Annotated in this window: 15 protein-coding genes; 4 read left to right on the forward strand and 11 right to left on the reverse strand. The window is 44.7% G+C overall.

Translation table 11 applies throughout. From position 1 onward, the window contains the following. Positions 1–81: 81 nt before the first annotated feature. The gene (locus NLX78_RS06710) at positions 82–663 is read right to left on the reverse strand and encodes a YqhR family membrane protein (RefSeq protein WP_254349962.1); all 582 of its coding nucleotides are present in this window, start codon (positions 661–663) and stop codon (positions 82–84) included. Between the two features lie 271 nt (positions 664–934). Between NLX78_RS06710 and NLX78_RS06715 the strand changes: the two genes are divergently transcribed. The 3 genes from NLX78_RS06715 to NLX78_RS06725 all read left to right on the forward strand — a co-directional run bounded on the left by NLX78_RS06715 (position 935) and on the right by NLX78_RS06725 (position 3432). Then, entirely contained in the window at positions 935–1936 is a 1002-nt protein-coding gene (locus tag NLX78_RS06715; RefSeq protein WP_254349963.1) for an ABC transporter substrate-binding protein, read from the forward strand. Positions 1937–2111: 175 nt separating this feature from the next. Continuing rightward, positions 2112–3104 (forward strand): DUF1385 domain-containing protein, encoded by a 993-nt coding sequence (locus tag NLX78_RS06720; protein WP_039270928.1) that lies wholly within the window; start codon positions 2112–2114, stop codon positions 3102–3104. A 7-nt stretch (positions 3105–3111) separates the two neighbouring features. Further along, complete coding sequence (locus NLX78_RS06725) at positions 3112–3432, forward strand: hypothetical protein (RefSeq protein ID WP_254349964.1); 321 nt, start codon at positions 3112–3114, stop codon at positions 3430–3432. A 119-nt stretch (positions 3433–3551) separates the two neighbouring features. Here the strand turns inward: NLX78_RS06725 and NLX78_RS06730 are convergent, their stop codons facing one another. The 3 genes from NLX78_RS06730 to mntR all read right to left on the reverse strand — a co-directional run bounded on the left by NLX78_RS06730 (position 3552) and on the right by mntR (position 6941). Further along, positions 3552–4541, reverse strand: coding sequence for a patatin-like phospholipase family protein (locus NLX78_RS06730; protein WP_039270925.1), 990 nt, complete (start codon positions 4539–4541; stop codon positions 3552–3554). Between the two features lie 95 nt (positions 4542–4636). Further along, entirely contained in the window at positions 4637–6379 is a 1743-nt protein-coding gene (locus tag NLX78_RS06735; protein ID WP_254349965.1) for a family 10 glycosylhydrolase, read from the reverse strand. Positions 6380–6515: 136 nt separating this feature from the next. Further along, complete coding sequence (gene mntR / locus NLX78_RS06740) at positions 6516–6941, reverse strand: transcriptional regulator MntR (protein WP_007430946.1); 426 nt, start codon at positions 6939–6941, stop codon at positions 6516–6518. 252 nt (positions 6942–7193) lie between these two features. Here mntR and splB point away from each other — a divergent pair, with 252 nt between their 5' ends. Next, a complete protein-coding gene (gene splB, locus NLX78_RS06745; protein ID WP_254349966.1) occupies positions 7194–8258 on the forward strand; it encodes a spore photoproduct lyase in 1065 nt (354 codons plus the stop codon). On the opposite strand, the gene NLX78_RS06750 is transcribed toward splB, so the two are convergent. The 7 genes from NLX78_RS06750 to pflB form a co-directional block, all read right to left on the reverse strand. Then, complete coding sequence (locus NLX78_RS06750; RefSeq protein WP_250262059.1) at positions 8251–8967, reverse strand: cytochrome c biogenesis CcdA family protein; 717 nt, start codon at positions 8965–8967, stop codon at positions 8251–8253. The two genes, splB and NLX78_RS06750, sit on opposite strands and share 8 nt — an antisense overlap. Positions 8968–9132: 165 nt before the next feature. Beyond that, positions 9133–11151: a methionine--tRNA ligase gene (gene metG, locus NLX78_RS06755; RefSeq protein WP_254349967.1), complete on the reverse strand. Its 2019-nt coding sequence runs from the start codon at positions 11149–11151 to the stop codon at positions 9133–9135. 414 nt (positions 11152–11565) lie between these two features. Further along, complete coding sequence (gene yidD, locus NLX78_RS06760) at positions 11566–11856, reverse strand: membrane protein insertion efficiency factor YidD (RefSeq protein WP_061829057.1); 291 nt, start codon at positions 11854–11856, stop codon at positions 11566–11568. Between the two features lies 1 nt (position 11857). Next, positions 11858–12349: a Fur family transcriptional regulator gene (locus NLX78_RS06765; protein WP_013310843.1), complete on the reverse strand. Its 492-nt coding sequence runs from the start codon at positions 12347–12349 to the stop codon at positions 11858–11860. A gap of 253 nt (positions 12350–12602) precedes the next feature. Further along, entirely contained in the window at positions 12603–14825 is a 2223-nt protein-coding gene (locus NLX78_RS06770; protein ID WP_254349968.1) for a copper amine oxidase N-terminal domain-containing protein, read from the reverse strand. Positions 14826–15044: 219 nt separating this feature from the next. After that, positions 15045–15803 carry a pyruvate formate-lyase-activating protein gene (gene pflA, locus NLX78_RS06775; protein WP_013310845.1) on the reverse strand — a complete coding sequence of 253 codons (759 nt, stop codon included), beginning with the start codon at positions 15801–15803 and terminating at the stop codon, positions 15045–15047. A 51-nt stretch (positions 15804–15854) separates the two neighbouring features. Continuing rightward, entirely contained in the window at positions 15855–18116 is a 2262-nt protein-coding gene (gene pflB / locus NLX78_RS06780) for a formate C-acetyltransferase (protein WP_061829055.1), read from the reverse strand. Between the last annotated feature and the right edge of the window lie 36 nt (positions 18117–18152).

The following is an 18152-nucleotide window of genomic DNA, read 5'->3' on the forward strand; positions in this document are numbered from 1 at the left end:
CTTTCATTCCGCTCCCCTCTGTCAAATAACCAAATGCTATTTTAACACAGGGAATAGGCGCTTGAGAAGTTTTTGTTACGTTCAGCCCTCAGCTTTCTCAGGCTCGCGCTTTCTTTCATCCGTATACTCGACAGCAACCGTATATCCGATAAATAATCCCCACAGCATAAACACACAAATTTCCGTATATAAGGAATTCCATGTTAACCGATTAGGAGGATTCATCATCCCTAGCTTAGGACCTGTTAATACAAATAAAACAACCCACCAAATCAGGCCATATACAATTCCGGGTAAAGGACCCTTAAATCTGCGCAGCAACAGAGTGTACACCAGTGAAGCTACGACGGATAATGCAATAAAAAACAGTAGCCCTACCAGGTGCCCCGCCATGGTGTTCATAAACGAATGCTTGAAAAAAGGCTCTGCGAGAAAGCCAGGCGCTACTACCGTAAAGTGCAATTTATAAAACAGCCAGCGCAGCAATCCCCAGAGCAAACCCGCAAAAAAACCCAACTCAAGTGCAAAAGGAATGAGAGGCGTATGTATTTTGCCTGACTGCTGACTGCCTCCACCACTGTCGTTATGATTACGTTGATCCTGAGATTCGCGAGACTGCTCCTGTTCATGGCCTATCTTGGGTATAGAGTAGGTTTCACTCATGTTGTTTAATCCCCTTTCAAGATGCAAACTTTTTTCATGGTAAAGACTATTGCAATCGGAAATGCATGTACTTCCAACGGATTCTGCATTCCCATTTTGCTAGGTAGTATGCTCAAAAGGAGGATCGTTTAACAATGAACCGGAAAGCAGAATAATAGCAGCTTACCAGTTAAGCGTTTTGCATTGACAAAATTTCAATCCTCTATCATAATATAATGATGAAAATGATAATCATTATCATTTTCTAAAACATATACGGGAGAATGCTTCTATGAAAAAGGGACTAATTGGCATTTTATTATTAATGGTTTTTACGCTCACTTTGGCAGGTTGCGGAGCAGCCGACAAAGCATCGGATAAAGATCAGGCACCCACGTCGGGTAGCAAACCGACTGACACAGCGACCGGTCCTGTGACGGTAAAGCATAATCGTGGTGAGATCACGCTCAGCAAGCCCGCACAGCGTGTCGTAGTACTGGAATGGACATTTACAGAGGATTTGATTGCATTGGGCGTTCAGCCAGTTGGTAATGCTGACAATGCCAACTACAAGGTGTATGTGACACCGGAGGCGGCTCTGGACAGCAGCGTGGTCGATGTCGGTACGCGTAACGAGCCGAACCTGGAGGCGATTGCTGCATTGAAGCCGGATCTGATCATTTCCAATGTTGATGGGAATGAAGCTATCTATGATCAACTCAAGGCCATCGCTCCGACAATCGAATATAATCTGAACGATGGTAACGGCTACGATCATGATAAAATGGTAGAAATTTTTAATAGCATCGCAGTCGCTCTTGGAAAAGAAGACAAAGCTAAGCAGGTGCTTGCCGAACTGGATCAGCATTATGCTGAAGCCAAAGAAAAGCTCGCCGCTGCTGGCAAGTCGGATTATCATTATATACTGACACAGGCTTTCACTTCGCAAAATGCGGCCAGCCTCCGTATGTTTTCGGATAATTCAGTCGTCGTGGCAACACTGGCGAAGATCGGTATGATTAATGATTGGAAACCGAGCAAAGTTGAACAGTATGGCTTTTCAACTGTAGGCATTGAAGCTCTGTCTGCCGTTCAGGATAGCAACTTTATCTATATTGTGCAGCCGGACGATAATGTTTTCGGCGCACCTATGAAAAATAATTCGGTTTGGAACGGTCTAAATTTCGTTAAAGAAAAACGTACCTATTCACTGAGCGGTACGACATGGACGTTTGGCGGCCCTCTCTCTTCAAAAGGGCTGGTTGACCAGGTTGTCGGGGCGATTACGCAATAGGTTGTTTCCAAATATTCATTCGGTTTTATAATGATTAGCATTTATGTGAGCAGTCTGACGCTCCATAAATGCTTTTTTTATAAGCCTGTGGTTACACCAGTTTCAACTAACTAGATATTCCCTTCCAAATTCGATACAATATACAAAAAAGCATGTATTAAGAGAGGTGAGACGGTTGTCACAAGCATCCAAGCCTGTGAGCTATGGTGGTCAGGCAGTTATTGAAGGTGTCATGTTCGGCGGCAAGCGTGTCAATGTCACGGCAGTTCGCCGCAAAACTGGCGAAATCACATATTTGGAAGTACCACGCAAGGAGCAATCCTGGGTATCCAAATTCCGCAGAATTCCTTTATTGCGGGGGATTGTAAGCATCATCGACTCCAGCGCCAAAGGTACCAAGCATTTAAACTATTCAGCCGATGCGTATGCTGATGATGAAGTAGATCCGGAAGAACGCGCTGAGCAAAAGAAAAAAGAAGAATCTCGCTGGAGTCTGAGTATGATGATCGGTGTGGCGGCGGTCGGTATTTTGTCATTCCTGTTTGGCAAAATTGTATTGACTCTCGTTCCGGTTATTGTAGAGAATTTCCTGTTCGGTAGCTTGTTTCACAGCCAAATTTTGCATAACCTCGCAGAAGGAGCTATTAAGCTGATTCTGTTACTGGCTTATTTGTGGGGTATTTCCCAAACCCCGTTAATTAAACGATTGTTTCAATATCATGGTGCAGAGCATAAAGTAATTACTGCATTCGAAGCTGGGGAAGAACTAACTCCGGCCAATGTACAGAAATACAGTCGTCTACATTACCGCTGTGGTAGTAGCTTTATTATGCTGACTGTGATCATCGGGGTGCTTGTCTATTCCTTATTTACCTACGATAGTCTATGGGAACGTATGGGGCAACGGCTTTTACTACTTCCGATCGTACTGGGGCTTTCTTTTGAATTCCTCAAGCTAACCAATGCCCTTCGTGAAATTCCGGTACTTCGTTATTTAGGTTACCCTGGTCTGTGGTTGCAACTACTTACCACCAAAGAACCGACTGATGATCAAGTGGAGGTATCTATTGCCTCATTTAAGCGTATGCTTGAATTGGATGCTGAGTTGGAAAATGTACCTGTAAAGGAGACCTTCAACAGTCCGGTCCTTGATCCTGTGAAAGGATGAGTGAATAATGAACAGACATGCCGTTATTTTCTGGCTTACCCTTGCTTTGGGTGCATATGGGATTGTGGATATGCTATGGAGAGGAAGCTGGGGCTTTCTCATAAGTTTACTAATTCCCGTCCTTGTTTTTGCAGTTATATTTCTGCTATACAAATACCTGCCAGGACAACGTAGCCGTACTCCCAAAATCAAACCCTCTGTGCGCACCATGGCCAAAACAGCCAACGCACGTAGGCAGCAAACTACAGGCAAGCGCAAAGCGTATCCTTTTCATGTGATTGAGGGTTCCAAGGGAAAAAATGAAGAAGAACAACCTAAATATCATTAATGATAATCACATCCTTTAAAATGTAGCACAAAGGAGCCATCACCCGCGTATTCAAATATGACCGGGAAGAGGCTCCTTTTTTACACCCTTTTAAATTAACTTTAACTGCGAGTTAGTGTTTATTTCATAGCATACATGGTATCCTTCATCAATTGATACTTGCTATACTGCTGCTGGTAAGAAGTAATGCTCCATTTGTGGAAAAAAGCATCCCCTGCCTGCACACCGGAAGCATACAACAAATCACTCTGCTCTGTAGAAATATTAAATTGTGCGGTGCGGATACCCAATGTTGGAATCTTAATCGTCCGATACCGATTCTCCTGCTCAATATATCGCTCATCGTGTGCTGATAGCATGGTATCAAAAATAGCCTGCAGCATGGTCAATGGACCCCGTATATAAGAAACTTTGGTCTCCGTACCCGTTTTGCCTACCATTTGAAACCCTACAGTTGGAATCGTTTTGGCCTCACGTTCATTTACAGGCTCATCAAAAAGCCACAAAGGCAAATTGCTTAGTAAAGCCCCATCAACTACAAATACAAATTGCTGAGAAAAAGTCTTTCCCTTGGCAAGTGCAGAATCAAGCCTTAACATAACAGGATCAAAAAAATAAGGGATACTTGTGCTCATCCGAATGGCTTTAGCTACCTCCAGTGAAGAGGGATTGATACCAAAACGTTTGATATCCTCAGGAAGCACCAGAATGCGTCCATTTGTAATATCTGATGCAATAATGCGCAATTTGCCAGGAGGTAAATCCGCGAACGTACGCACTCCCTTAGCTCGTAACAGCTCACGTACCCAGTGCTCCAGTGCCTCCCCTGAGTAGAGCCCTTTTTTAAGAAAGATACGAGCTGCTGGTCCAACCCACTTAATATTGAACACTGGAGAACGTCGTAACAACTTGACCAAGGGGGTTTTCTCAATTACGGCTTTCATTTCATCCGCAGAGTATCCCGCCGCCAATAAAGCAGCTACAATAGAACCTGATGATGTACCTGCCAAACGATTGAATACAATTCCATGCTCCTCCGCAGCCTTAACTGCACCCGCCAGCGAAATTCCCTTAACCCCTCCACCCTGGAACACAGCATTGATCAGCATAGATCAAAAAACCTCCGTTCTCTTGGGAGTAAGCAGTTCTACTGCTTATCTATGAGAACGGAGGCCCAAATAGAACCTATATGATCCAATTTATATCACATTTGATAATAATTTTGAAGAAGTTGAATGAGTCCGTATGGATTTTTACGCAAATGCTGTGCACTAAAGTAAATATCCCCTTTGACCTGTTTATAATCTTCGTTCAGTTCAAGCTGCTTAATTAGCTCTTGAGCCGTTTGCCAGCCCTTTTCAGGGGTGCCGATCTTATACGGAGAATGACCGATATACAGCTTAACATCTGTGTTTTTGACCTCATTGGACCACCATGCGACAAGCTTGTCATATCCCGCCGCCGGGAAACCGATACTCCAGTAAATTTGTGGAGCTACATAATCAATCCATTCTTTGTTAATCCAGGTTCTTACATCCGCAAACGTCGTATCATACGCTGTAACGCCTGCCTTCGTGTCTGAACCCGTTAAATCCTGAGATTTGTTACGCCATACCCCAAAAGGACTAATTCCAAATTGAACTTTAGACTTGCTGCCATGAATGCTTTTGCCCAAATCGCGGACAAAACTGTTCACATTATCTCTCCGCCAGTCGCCCTTGTTAGAGATTTTGTTGGCATTATATGCTCTGAAGGTCGCATCATCATCAAAAGTCCCGCTGTAAGGATAAAAATAATCGTCCAAATGGACGCCGTCAATATCATATCCGTTCACGACCTCCATAATCGCCGCAATAACATGCTGACGTGCAGCCGGAATTCCTGGATTGATGTACAATTGGCTACCATTCTTAACAATCCAGTCCGGGTGTTGATTAGCCACATGGTTTGCAGCCAAACCGCTGGTTGTTCCTGTAGAATTCGCACGGAATGGATTAAACCAAGCATGAAATTCCATCCCTCGCTTATGCGATTCGCTAATCATAAATTTCAAGGGATCATAGCCTGGATTTTTACCTTGGGTGTTGGTCAAATACTTGCTCCATGGTACGAGACTCGACGGATAGAGCGCATCACCGCTGGCACGAACCTGAACAAATACCGCATTGATGCCCATCCCCTGCAAATCATCGAGCATTTTAGTAAACTCCTGCTTTTGCTTCTCGGAGCTACTTCGGGCAGCGGAAGAAGGCCAATCTCCATTAATGGTAGAAATCCATGCTCCACGCATGGAAGTTGAAGCCTTTACCTGAACAACAGTTGCCTGTGAAGAACTTGAACCGTTCTCACTAGTAGACGTTGACGGTGAAGTGACAACCGCCTGCTCATCATCGATAGCTCCCTGATCTGTACTTACACTGTCCTGATTGCTAGATGCAGACGTATCTGATATGGAGCCGCTGCTTCCCGCAGAAGTGTCCCCGCCAGTAGAGACACCTTCCTTACCACTGCTTAACGTAATGACTCGCTCTGAAGCTTGCCAATCTACTTTTAATCCCAACTCTTCCCCAACAAAACGCAGTGGCACCATGACTCTCCCGCTTGTCATACGGGCAGAGGCATCCAGTCGAACTGACTTGCCATTCACTGTAGCGCTTTGTGCACCGTTCTCCATAGATATATTTTTGTTCTGTGCTGTAATCGTTACCGTACCGGACGATTCCGACCAGTTGACCTGAGCGCCCAATCCCTCACTAATCACTCGCAAAGGAACCATCGTAACATTGGCTCCCTGTACAATATACGGTGACGCGTCACTTTGCAGGGACTGTCCGTCCAATATAATTTCAATATCACCAGTTGGAGCTGCTTGAACTCCAGGAACGATGGCAGTCTGCACTGCTAAGAGTAGACCTGCAGCCAACGCCACTATTTTCTTTCGATTCATATTATTACAATCCTCCGCTAACCCTGTTAATTTTAACCCCTATCTTGTCCTGCTATATAATGGATAGACGCTAATAACCGGATATTTGTTGCGGTCGGGACAAATAAAAAAGCATCGTCCGTAAGGACAGATGCTTTTAGGAATCTCCACTCAATTCCTTGTGTATGTCATGAAGCTGGCGCAAGCGATCTTCATCCCGGCGAAAATATTCGACCAATGTTTCGATACGGGTGATGGAATCCCAGCTCAGATGATGCTCAATACCTTCCACATCTTTATATATCAGGTCCTTGTCAACCCCAATCATATCCAGAAATTGCTCTAATAACTGATGGCGATCAACCAACCGTTTGCCGACCTTTTTCCCTTTCGGTGTCAAAATCAGTCCCCGATACTTCTCATATACAAGATAATCGTCCTTATCCAACTTCTGAATCATTTTGGTGACAGACGAAGGATGCACCTCTAACCCCTCTGCGATATCCGAGACACGAGCATAGCCCTTCTCATCAATCAGTTGGTAAATGCGTTCCAAATAATCTTCCATGCTTGGCGTTGGCACTTGTTTCCCTCTTTTCTGTTATTGAACGGGCGCTTACCGCCTTCATTTCCTGCGTTAAACCTACTATGTAATGATACATGTTATCATTGCCCATTGGCAAGTCTCATCCCTTCACTCACAGCTATTGCCACGATTTGTTCAATTTAAGCCGGGCACACTAATATCGTCGTCCTGTATCGGTTTATTTCTGTGGCAAAATGTTAAAGTTGGACACCAGAGCAGTGTGGATTTATTTCGAAAGGAGCGTTAGCCATGTCTACGCTTGAGCGTACTCCTGTCCAAACCAGAGGAACCAAGCCATTTTTGCCTGACCTGGTGTTTTTTGAGCCAGACGCACTGAATTATCACAAGGGCCAGCGTATTATGGATTGGGTTAAAGCTAAGGATATTCCGTATCGGATGACTACCTCTCACAACCGAATTACCAATTTACCAGGTGAAACCGAAGTTGAAAAGTACCGAATGGCAAAAAAAACTTTGGTAGTCGGTATCCGTAAAACATTGACTTTTGACCAATCCAAGCCCTCTGCCGAATACGCTATCCCCATTTCGACTGGTTGCATGGGGCACTGTCACTACTGTTATTTACAAACAACCTTGGGAGCAAAACCGTATATTCGTGTATATGTCAACACTGACGATATCTTATCAGCAGCTAAAGCTTATATCGAGGAGCGTGCGCCTGAAATTACCCGTTTTGAAGCAGCTTGTACCTCCGATCCGGTTGGTTTGGAGCATATCACCGGAACGCTTGGAGACTTGATTCGTTTCATGGCAGATGAGGAATTTGGTCGTCTGCGTTTTGTTACTAAATATCATCATGTTGATCCATTGCTGGATATTAAACATAATGGTCATACTCGCATCCGATTTAGCATTAATTCCGATTATGTTATTAAACAGTTTGAACCTGCAACTTCACGCTTCGAGGAACGTATTGAAGCCGCGGGCAAAATCGCACGAGCCGGTTATCCACTGGGGTTCATCATTGCACCCATCATCTGGTATGACGGCTGGGGAGAAGGCTACGGCGAGTTGCTGCGCAAATTGGGAGAAACCTTACCCGAGCATGCTACAAAAGATTTGACGTTCGAATTAATTCAGCATCGCTTCACCAAAACATCCAAAGCTGTCATCGAGAAACGTTATCCGAAAACCAAGCTGGAGATGGACATAGAGAAACGCAAGAAAAAATGGGGCCGCTGGGGACAAAACAAATATGTTTATCCCGATGAACAGCAAAATGCACTACGAGAGTTTATCACAGAGCGCATTTTTGAACATTTCCCTTTAAGTCGTATTGAATATTTCACATAACTAGCATCCAATCTGGGGTAATCCGTTGTAAAAATAGCGTTACATCAGTCATATGATCTGTTACCAGTAAAATGCCAGTGATAACAAGTAGTATGCCACCTGTTTTGATTAGGATGGAGGTATAGCGAGAGGATAGTCGAACAGAGCCTGCCAGCAAAGCTAATACAAAAAATGGAATCGCAAAGCCAAGCGCATAGCCTGTAATCAGCTTGAACCAAATGTGATGCTCTACTGCCGCCAAAGCGATAATAGCTGTTAGCATGGGACCGATACAGGGCGACCAGCCTGCCGCAAACCCAATTCCGATCACAAAGGAACCGGCGTACCCGGCAGGCTTCCATGTCCAGCGAAGCTTATGCTCCCTCATTAGAATCAAAGGACGCACCACACCAAGAGATACCAGTCCCATTAGTAAAATAAGTAACCCTGCTACCACTCTTAGCGTATCCCCATAATTAGCAAACCATTCTCCAAGCAACCCGACACTTGCACCCAGTGAATAGAAAACGACCGAAAATCCCAATACAAAAGCAAGTGTATGTCCCATCGTACGATAACGAACCTCGGCCTTGTGCCGTCCTTCAGCCAGTTCACGCGCAGACATCCCTGTCATATACGATAAATAAGATGGATACAGCGGTAAACAACACGGTGAAAAAAAAGAAACCAGTCCGGCTACGATCGCCAATCCGGCGTTGATATTTGTCATCGTATACCCTCCCACCTGTCTTAAGTGAACACGAACAAACAAGCCCTGCCTACTAAAACATACGTGTAGCGGGAGCAAAATATGATGCAAGCCAAAAAGCGCATGCCCAGGAAGAATGATTCCCGGACATACGCTCATTACGTTCTTTTATTTTTACATAGCGTACTACTTTACAACTGCACCATTCGGCATACCTTCCGGTACGGTGGCCAGCGTAAGCTGATCTCCATGTGATGCTGCCAAAATCATACCTTGCGACAGCTCTCCCCGAAGTTTTACTGGCTTAAGATTGGTCACACAGATCACCTTGCGTCCAATGATATCTTCAGGCGTATAAAACTTCGCAATCCCTGATACTACTTGCCGCTGCTCATAACCAAGATCAAGTTGGAGCTTCAACAGTTTATCGGCCTTCTTCACAGGCTCGCAGGCGACGACCTGAGCAACGCGCAGTTCTACCTTGGCAAAATCCTCAATACCAATCTCTTCCTTTGCCTCCGGCGCTTCCTGGCTCGCCTCAGATGCATTCTGCGGTTGAACTTGTGCTGTAGCTTCTTCCGGTTTCTTCCCCCCAGTCATTGCTTCCACGATAAAAGCAACCTCTTGCTCTGAATCCAGACGCGGGAAGATCGGATTACCTTTGACCAGCTGCGTTCCTTCCGGAATACAACCAAACTGCTTGCCGCTATCCCATGTAGTCAGCTCACCTTGGCTAATACCGAGCTGTTCCCAAATTTTATGAGGAGCACGGGTTAAGAATGGCTGGAGTAAGATGGAAGCGATGCGCAAGCTTTCTACCAAATGCAACATAACAGATGACAATTCGCGACGTTTTCCCTCATCCTTAGCCAAGTTCCATGGTTGCGTCTCGTCAATATACTTGTTGCTGCGGCTAATAAATTGGCTAATCGCCGTTAATGCCACGGAAAACTCCATGTTTTCCATGGCTTCTTCTACTTTGCTATAAGTCGATGTTGCCATGTCTTCCAAAGCTCCGTCGAATGCTGTTACATTCGCTTCATAAGCCGGAACCTTGCCATCAAGATATTTATCTACCATCGCCACGGTACGATTCAATAAGTTGCCCAGATCATTTGCCAAATCCGAATTAACTCGATCCACAAAACTTTCTGGTGTAAATGTTCCGTCTGCCCCAAAAGGCACCTCACGCAGTAAGTAGTATCGAAGTTGGTCCAGACCATAACGGTCAATCAACGTCACCGGGTCTACAACATTGCCTTTAGATTTCGACATTTTACCGTCTTTCATGAGCAGCCAACCATGTGCAAATACTTTTTTAGGCAACGGAAGATCCAGCGCCATCAGCATGATCGGCCAATATATCGTGTGGAACCTTACAATCTCTTTACCTACGATATGCACATTTGCAGGCCAGAATTTATCATACAACTCGGTATTGGAAGAGCCATAACCCAAGGCTGTGATGTAGTTGGAAAGTGCGTCAATCCACACATACACGACATGCTTCGGATCCCCCTTCACCTTAATGCCCCAATCGAAGGTAGTACGTGATACAGCCAAATCCTCCAGACCCGGCTTGATGAAGTTATTGATCATCTCTTTTTTACGTGATTCCGGCTGGATAAACTGTGGGTTCTCTTCATAAAATTGCAGCAACCGATCAGCATACTTGCTCATACGGAAAAAGTAACACTCTTCCTTGACCAGTTCTACAGGGTGTCCACTATCCGGGCTTTTTCCTCCAGCCACATTACCTTCGGCGTCCTTCACCACGTCAACCAGCTGAGTTTCTGTGTAGTACGTCTCGTCAGGGATACTGTACCAGCCTTCGTATTCTCCCTTGTAAATATCGCCTTGCTTCAGCAAACGATCAAAAATTTCCTGTACGACAGCCTTATGACGTTCCTCCGTAGTACGGATAAAATCGTCATTGGAAATGTCGAGCTTCCGCCACAGTTCTTGAATACCTGCCACAATATCATCTACGAAACGTTGCGGCGTTTTGCCTGCTGCACTCGCTTTCTGCTCAATCTTCTGACCATGCTCATCCGTTCCTGTCAAATAGCGCACTTCATAACCACGTAGCCGCTTGTAACGGGCCATTGCATCTCCCGCAACCGTCGTGTAAGCATGACCTATATGTAGCTTGTCGCTCGGATAATAGATCGGAGTCGTAATGTAAAATGTGTTCTCATTGGACATGTGTGTTGCCTCCTGTTTTGTTCACGGCAGCTCGATAAGATCTGCTGACATGATGGTACTCCAATTCATGAATTTGGCACAAATTGGGCACAAAAAAGACCCCCGCCCCTATGGGACGAGAGTCACCTCACGCGTTACCACCCAATTTTCCTGTATCCTCGCAGACTACAGGCTTCACCGGTCACATCTGACCGCCCATTAACGCTGGAACACGCCTCCCCCTTACGCTTGCCTCCCAAGCACTAATAACTGTGGCAAATACGCTCGAAAAAGGTTCCTCCAGGACCATATTCAGGCTTCGCTCCAGACCGGTTTGCAGCTAACCCCGGCTCTCTGTACTGGACGGTTTACCCTACTCATCCCTTCGCAGGAAAACAATATTAACCAAAATATAACCAAATCCGCATAGCGCTGTCAAGTCAGACCCTTCTTGGAGTGGGTAGCCAAACGATCTTCGCTAGACCTATCTGTTCCCTTTTTTGCAGGAGGAACCAAATCTACGCCGCCCGGATGAAAGGGATGGCACTTGGCTATACGCTTAGCAGCAAGCCATGAACCTTTGAGTGCACCATGCACCTCTACCGCCTCCAGCGCGTACGCCGAACACGTTGGATAGAACCGGCAGGTAGCCGGCTTTAACGGTGAAATATAGGAACGATAGAACTTAATCGGAGCCTGTACCACTCTGCGTGTGGTGATTTTCATTTCAGTAGCCCCCGTGGCTGTGAGTGTGACTGCTCGTCTGTCTGAATCCCCCATCCGAATTACTGTCAGTATGCCCATTCTTCTGTTGACAATCTTTGCAATAACCAAAAATTTCAAACTTGTGCTCGACGATTTGGAATTGATCCGTTGTATCTGTCATTTGCATTGGGCAAAAAGAAATCGGTAATGTTTTCTGACAGCTCAAACAAATCATATGGTGATGGTGATGATGCTCATTACAGCTCACCTTAAACTTCATTCCATCCTCAAAAGATACCTGTTCCAACACACCCAATTCCTGCATTACACGCAGATTACGATAAACCGTATCAAAGCTAAGTCCACTGTACTTCTTACCCATATATTCATAAACGTCTTTGGGGGACAGATACCCTTCATTCTCGGAAAATAACGTGGCCAACGTCTTGCGCTGATCTGTAATACGCAGCCCCTGAGCGGACATTGTTGCAATAATCTCATCCTTTGTCAGCATGCGTTTCACCCTCCCCTGTCTGTAGTTTCAGGTTTTCTGATGCAGGCTTAGGCTTGCATCTATTTATTATACCACGATTAAAGTCAATATTATAAGAGATATTCGGATCTATATATAAGAAAAAGACGCTCTCCGGCGCTACGATTAAATTCGCAGCAGGAGAACGCCTATATTCTGCAAGTGACATCGACTTTTAAACGGTGAATGACGAGACCCAAGGTCTAAGCCGGTAAACAGCACCGGTTATTTCATATTAATTTTTAATAGCTGGCAAAGGCATAACTACTACGGAAACCGGCAAGTTACTTCCTGCAGCAGCAGTGAAATACATCTCTACACTTTCCTCGATATGCCCTGTGCGATACAGCACACTCATCTCATTTGGAGCCCATACTGCGCCGTTCGTCGGGATACCCACAACCTGATTGTTTACCATCGCATAGCCGGAATATTCGCCTCCACGCGGGTTGAACGTAATCAGTGAATACGGCGCTACATGATCCAATTTAACTTTATATACAACACCAAAATTACCGGCATTGGAAGCAGAAGAGCCGTCCAGACCGTCCGTACCAATCAGGTTCGGATCTACCTTATTATCACCAAGAACGATACGTTGAGCTGTTTTACCAACCTCTTCGGTATAATTGAGCGAGATATCCGAATTAGCGTACGTTCCACGGTTATGAATACCGTCCTTAGGCAGTTTTGCCAGTGTAGGCAGTACGATCATAGGATCTGCATTCGCATCCACCATAATAACCGTATATTGGATTGGTTGATCCGTGTATAGATCGGACAATAGAGAAATGACCTGCTTTTGTTTCATTTTTTTCTCGTTCAAATCCTGCAAAATAATACGGCTTTCACCCGGATTCAGAACCGTACTAGAACGTTTGCTTCCATCTATCATAGATTGAAAATATTTTTGAATTGAAACTTTACCCGCTGCCGTTGCAAATTCAGATGGTCCAGCAAAACCGGAATTTTCGACATTCAGGTTGGTAGCAGTAATATTGTTGTTTGTCGCAATCACGTACATTTTCACATCTCGACCCGTTTCATTCACATGATGGACGAGTATGCGCGTGCTGCCTGATCCGGTTTCCTGATACACAATTCCATCCTGAAATACACGTTCCGGGCTGTTAGCACGGATCAAAAGACGCGGTGAAGATGTACTAGTCAAAGGAATGGTAGCCATGGTAGGCACCTGACTGCCGTCTACTGTATATTTATCACCATATGGTGTAAAGATTTTATTGAAATCATCTTCGTTGTACAGCAATTCATTCGTAATTTTAATTGTTTCACTTTTGGTACCTGTTGCGCCGTGCTTATCAGTCACGGTGAGTGTGATTGTTACATCACCTGGTTGGAAGAAGGCAAGTTTCTTATTCTCCCAATCACGCTTAGTGATCGCATTCTCATCATCTGTACTCAGGTCGGTAATGGTGATTTTCTCACCCATTTTGTACTCTTTTTTATCAGTTGTAAACAGAGCCACTGGCTGTTGATTTGGTGGTCTTACTGTAATTGTAACTGAGTAAGGATCACTCCAGTTCCCAGCAGAGTCAAGAACAGAATAGGTAACTACATATGTACCCGGCTCCTGAAATACGTCCTGCTTACCTTCCCAACGTTGGTTCACAATCGGAAGACCTGTAGGAGAAGATTCCTTCGTCAAATACGTAACTTGGGTTTCGCCCGCATAGATATCTTTTTGTTGAACCGTGAAGGAAGCTTTAGGTTTCTGATTCAAATCCATGATAACTTGTTTAGTCGTATTATTCACAGTATAAGGAATATTTAAGGCCTGTGTAATCGAGGTCAATGGCACCATAAATACGTTCTTTTGCTGAAAAGCCGGTCCCTTCATTTGTCTGGCTTCACCGTTAACCGTATAAACCTTGCTGTCTGTTTTGAAGCGCATGACATTTGTTCCTTGTGTGATTACGGTTTCTTTGGTGGCAGTGTCATAACTAAACTGCAATCCGACACGGCTGACAAGTGAACGGATAGCTACATAGGAAACTCCGTCCTTCACGGTCATCGGCTGAGTTGCTGTGTACACCTGTCCGTTTTGTTCCATTTTCGCGCTGTTTAAGTACAAAATCAATTGATTAGCACCCATGGATGTTGGAGCTCCACCAGGATTGGTGATCGTTCCGTCTCCACCGTATACATCATTGGAAACGTTCGATCCGTTGGTTGTATCCGTAGGCAGGCCAGTCAATGGATCATTGGATACGCCTGTGTTATTAGGTGTCACCGTGTCATTTTGTGTGCTAGTTCCATCTTGATCTCCGATGCTATTCTGAACGCCTGAATCAGCAACATTGGCCTGAGCCTGCTGTGCGCTAACCGAATCGGTGGATTGAACGGTTGTTGATGCTGCTTCTGCTCCTACAGGGGCTACTGCGGCCACCTGAGCTACCGCAAGGGCGGTGAGCATGGTCCATTTCTTGAAATTCATTGTCTGTCTCCTTCTATCACCAAATTATTATCATTCCCGTAAAAAGTCATACTATTAGACGCGTCAGTTGTTAAAAAGTTTCTGGAAATTTTGCTGATCATGAAAAAAAGGGAACTTTCTCCTGTGACTGCAAAAAATTCAACAACAAAAAACCGCCGCCCATCTGACCTGATGTGGCGGCGGCTTCATTACTAGGAAATAGCTTTTGAGCCATTTACATTATGATGGACGACAGACAGCATTTTTTCCAGCAGTCTCCAGACGACCCTCTTCAATGAGTCGGTAAGCACGTTGAACTTCTTCATCTGTAGGAGATGGAACTCCCTCCAACGGATACTCCTTACCAAGCATTTCCCATTTGTAAACACCCATTTGATGGTAAGGTAAAATTTCGAATTTCTCGACTCCGTTCAACGTTCCGATAAACCGTCCCAAATTCAATAAATCTTGCTCGTCATCATGAATACCCGGTACAAATACGTGTCTAATCCACATTTTGCGCCCTTGCTCAGACAACCAGCGAGCCGTACTTAGCATACGGTCGTTAGACTTGCCTGTAAGCTTAATATGCTTGTCATTGTCAATATGCTTAATATCCAGTAGCACCAAGTCTGTTACGTCCAGCAGTTCATGGATACGGCCCGCGTCATTAAATCCGTTACTGTCCAGTGTCGTGTGCAAATTCCACCGACGTTTTACTTCTTTGAACAGCTCTGCGACAAAATGAGCTTGCAGCGTCGGTTCTCCACCGGATACGGTCAATCCGCCTCCGGAAGAACGGTAATAGGCTAAATACGGCTCAATCTCAGCCAATACCTCCTCCAACGTCATCGGATTACCTTCATTCAAGGCCCAAGTGTCCGGGTTATGGCAATATTGACATTTCAACAAGCATCCTTGCATAAAGAGCACGAAGCGGATGCCGGGACCATCGACGGTCCCGAAGGTTTCCAATGAGTGTATGTGACCTTTCAACATGTTGCATCATCCTTCCCGCATCCGCTATGCGTGCGTCATTGTAATACTTATTTACATTGTACCGTGGAAAGTACGGTTAATAACGTCCAATTGTTGTTCACGAGTCAGCTTGATAAAGTTAACGGCATAACCGGAAACACGAATCGTAAGCTGTGGATAGTTTTCTGGGTGCTCCATTGCATCCAACAGTTGTTCGCGAGCAAACACATTGACATTCAGATGATGTGCGTGGCTTCCAAAGTAGCCATCCATCATCGAAACAAGGTTTGTTTTGCGTGTTTCTTCTTCTTTACCCAGTGCTTTAGGCACGATGGAGAAGGTGTTCGAGATACCATCCAGACTGTGTTCATAAGGCAATTTGGCTACGGAACTCAGAGATGCCAAAGCACCTTTTTTATCACGGCCGTGCATTGGGTTTGCCCCTGGTGCAAACGGTTCGCCTGCTTTACGTCCATCTGGTGTTGTACCTGTTTTCTTACCGTACACCACGTTGGAAGTAATAGTCAGTACAGATTGAGTAGGAACCGCATTACGATAAGCTTTATGCTTGCGAATCATGCTCATGAAGCTTTCTACCAGTTCCACAGCGATGTTATCTACACGGTCATCGTTGTTACCATAGCAAGGATATTCGCCTTCGATTTCAAAGTCAACGGCAATCCCTTTTTCGTTACGGATTGGTTTAACTTTTGCAAATTTAATGGCACTCAAGGAGTCGGTAGCAACTGACAGACCCGCAATACCACAAGCCATGGTACGGAGAATATCACGATCATGCAACGCCATTTCAATGCGTTCGTAGCTATATTTATCATGCATGTAGTGAATAACATTCAAAGTGTTCATGTACAGTTTTGCCAACCATTCCATCATAGGTTTGAAGCGGCTCAACACTTCTTCATAATCCAGAACTTCACCTGTAATGGCTGGGAATTCAGGCCCTACTTGAACGCCAGATTTTTCATCTTTACCACCGTTAATTGCATACAGCAGAGCTTTAGCCAAGTTGGCACGAGCACCAAAGAATTGCATTTGCTTACCGATTTTCATTGCCGATACACAACAAGCAATACCATAATCGTCTCCATAAATTGGACGCATCAGATCGTCATTTTCGTACTGAATGGAGCTAGTTTCAATAGAAACTTTCGCACAATACTTTTTGAAGCCTTCAGGCAATTTTTCCGACCACAGTACAGTCAGGTTCGGCTCCGGTGCAGGTCCCAGATTGTAGAGGGTGTGCAGGAAACGGAAGCTGTTTTTAGTTACCCGAGTTTCTCCAGTTACGGACATACCACCAATGGACTCAGTAACCCAAGTTGGATCTCCACTGAACAGTTCATTATAGTCAGGTGTGCGCAAGAACTTAACAATACGCAATTTCATAACAAAATGATCGACCAGTTCTTGAGCTTGTTCTTCTGTCATTGTACCCTCTTCCATATCACGTTGAGAGTAAATATCAAGGAAGGAAGATACACGTCCTAAGGACATTGCTGCACCATTTTGTTCTTTGATTGCTGCAAGATATCCAAAATATACCCATTGGAAAGCTTCTTTCGCATTGTTAGCAGGTTTGGAAATATCAAAACCGTGCTCAGCAGCCATTTGTTTCAGTTCATTCAAAGCACGAATTTGTTCGGAAATTTCCTCACGAAGACGAATTACGTCTTCTTCCATGGAATCAACTTCAAGGCTTTTCAGTTGCAGCTTTTTATCTTGGATCAAGAAGGCTACACCATACAAAGCTACACGACGATAGTCACCGATAATACGACCACGACCGTATGCATCTGGCAGACCAGTAATGATACCAGCTTTACGGGCTGCTCTCATTTCATCTGTATAAGCGTCAAATACACCTTGGTTGTGAGTTTTACGAATATGAGTGAAGATATCAATAATACTTTCTGGTACTTCAAAACCATAGGCTTTACAAGCGTCGATCATCATCCGAATTCCACCAAACGGCTGCAAAGAGCGTTTGAATGGAGCATCTGTTTGTACACCGACAATTTGCTCTTTATCCCGGTCTAGATAACCCGGTTTATGTGAAATAATAGTGGATGGCGTATTCACGTCTACATCAAGCACGCCGCCGTTTGCCAACTCTTTTTTAGTAAGATCGGATACAATATCCCACAATGCAGTTGTGTTGGCGGTAGGACCAACCAAAAATTCTTCATTGCCAACATAAGGTAAGATATTAGTTTCAATAAAATCGTTGACGTTGACTTCTTTAGTCCATTTGCCTTTTTTAAAACCTCTCCAGCCAGATTGTTGCTCTTGTAATTCTCTCTCAATCACCGACATGTAAATCCCTCCAAATTGTTTGGTCTTCCGGACTTG

It is taken from the genome of Paenibacillus sp. Lou8.1, assembly GCF_024213565.1.
Classification (GTDB): Bacteria; Bacillota; Bacilli; order Paenibacillales; family Paenibacillaceae; genus Paenibacillus; species Paenibacillus polymyxa_B.

What these genes read in the sequence shown, in the direction of transcription:
- yidD (WP_061829057.1), bottom strand. Translation starts at nt 11,856, where the DNA reads ATGAAAATCACCACACGCAGAGTGGTACAGGCTCCGATTAAGTTCTAT.
- NLX78_RS06725 (WP_254349964.1), top strand. Translation starts at nt 3,112, where the DNA reads ATGAACAGACATGCCGTTATTTTCTGGCTTACCCTTGCTTTGGGTGCA.
- pflB (WP_061829055.1), bottom strand. Translation starts at nt 18,116, where the DNA reads ATGTCGGTGATTGAGAGAGAATTACAAGAGCAACAATCTGGCTGGAGA.
- NLX78_RS06730 (WP_039270925.1), bottom strand. Translation starts at nt 4,541, where the DNA reads ATGCTGATCAATGCTGTGTTCCAGGGTGGAGGGGTTAAGGGAATTTCG.
- pflA (WP_013310845.1), bottom strand. Translation starts at nt 15,803, where the DNA reads ATGTTGAAAGGTCACATACACTCATTGGAAACCTTCGGGACCGTCGAT.
- metG (WP_254349967.1), bottom strand. Translation starts at nt 11,151, where the DNA reads ATGTCCAATGAGAACACATTTTACATTACGACTCCGATCTATTATCCG.
- NLX78_RS06715 (WP_254349963.1), top strand. Translation starts at nt 935, where the DNA reads ATGAAAAAGGGACTAATTGGCATTTTATTATTAATGGTTTTTACGCTC.
- NLX78_RS06750 (WP_250262059.1), bottom strand. Translation starts at nt 8,967, where the DNA reads ATGACAAATATCAACGCCGGATTGGCGATCGTAGCCGGACTGGTTTCT.
- NLX78_RS06710 (WP_254349962.1), bottom strand. Translation starts at nt 663, where the DNA reads ATGAGTGAAACCTACTCTATACCCAAGATAGGCCATGAACAGGAGCAG.
- NLX78_RS06770 (WP_254349968.1), bottom strand. Translation starts at nt 14,825, where the DNA reads ATGAATTTCAAGAAATGGACCATGCTCACCGCCCTTGCGGTAGCTCAG.
- splB (WP_254349966.1), top strand. Translation starts at nt 7,194, where the DNA reads ATGTCTACGCTTGAGCGTACTCCTGTCCAAACCAGAGGAACCAAGCCA.
- NLX78_RS06765 (WP_013310843.1), bottom strand. Translation starts at nt 12,349, where the DNA reads ATGCTGACAAAGGATGAGATTATTGCAACAATGTCCGCTCAGGGGCTG.
- NLX78_RS06735 (WP_254349965.1), bottom strand. Translation starts at nt 6,379, where the DNA reads ATGAATCGAAAGAAAATAGTGGCGTTGGCTGCAGGTCTACTCTTAGCA.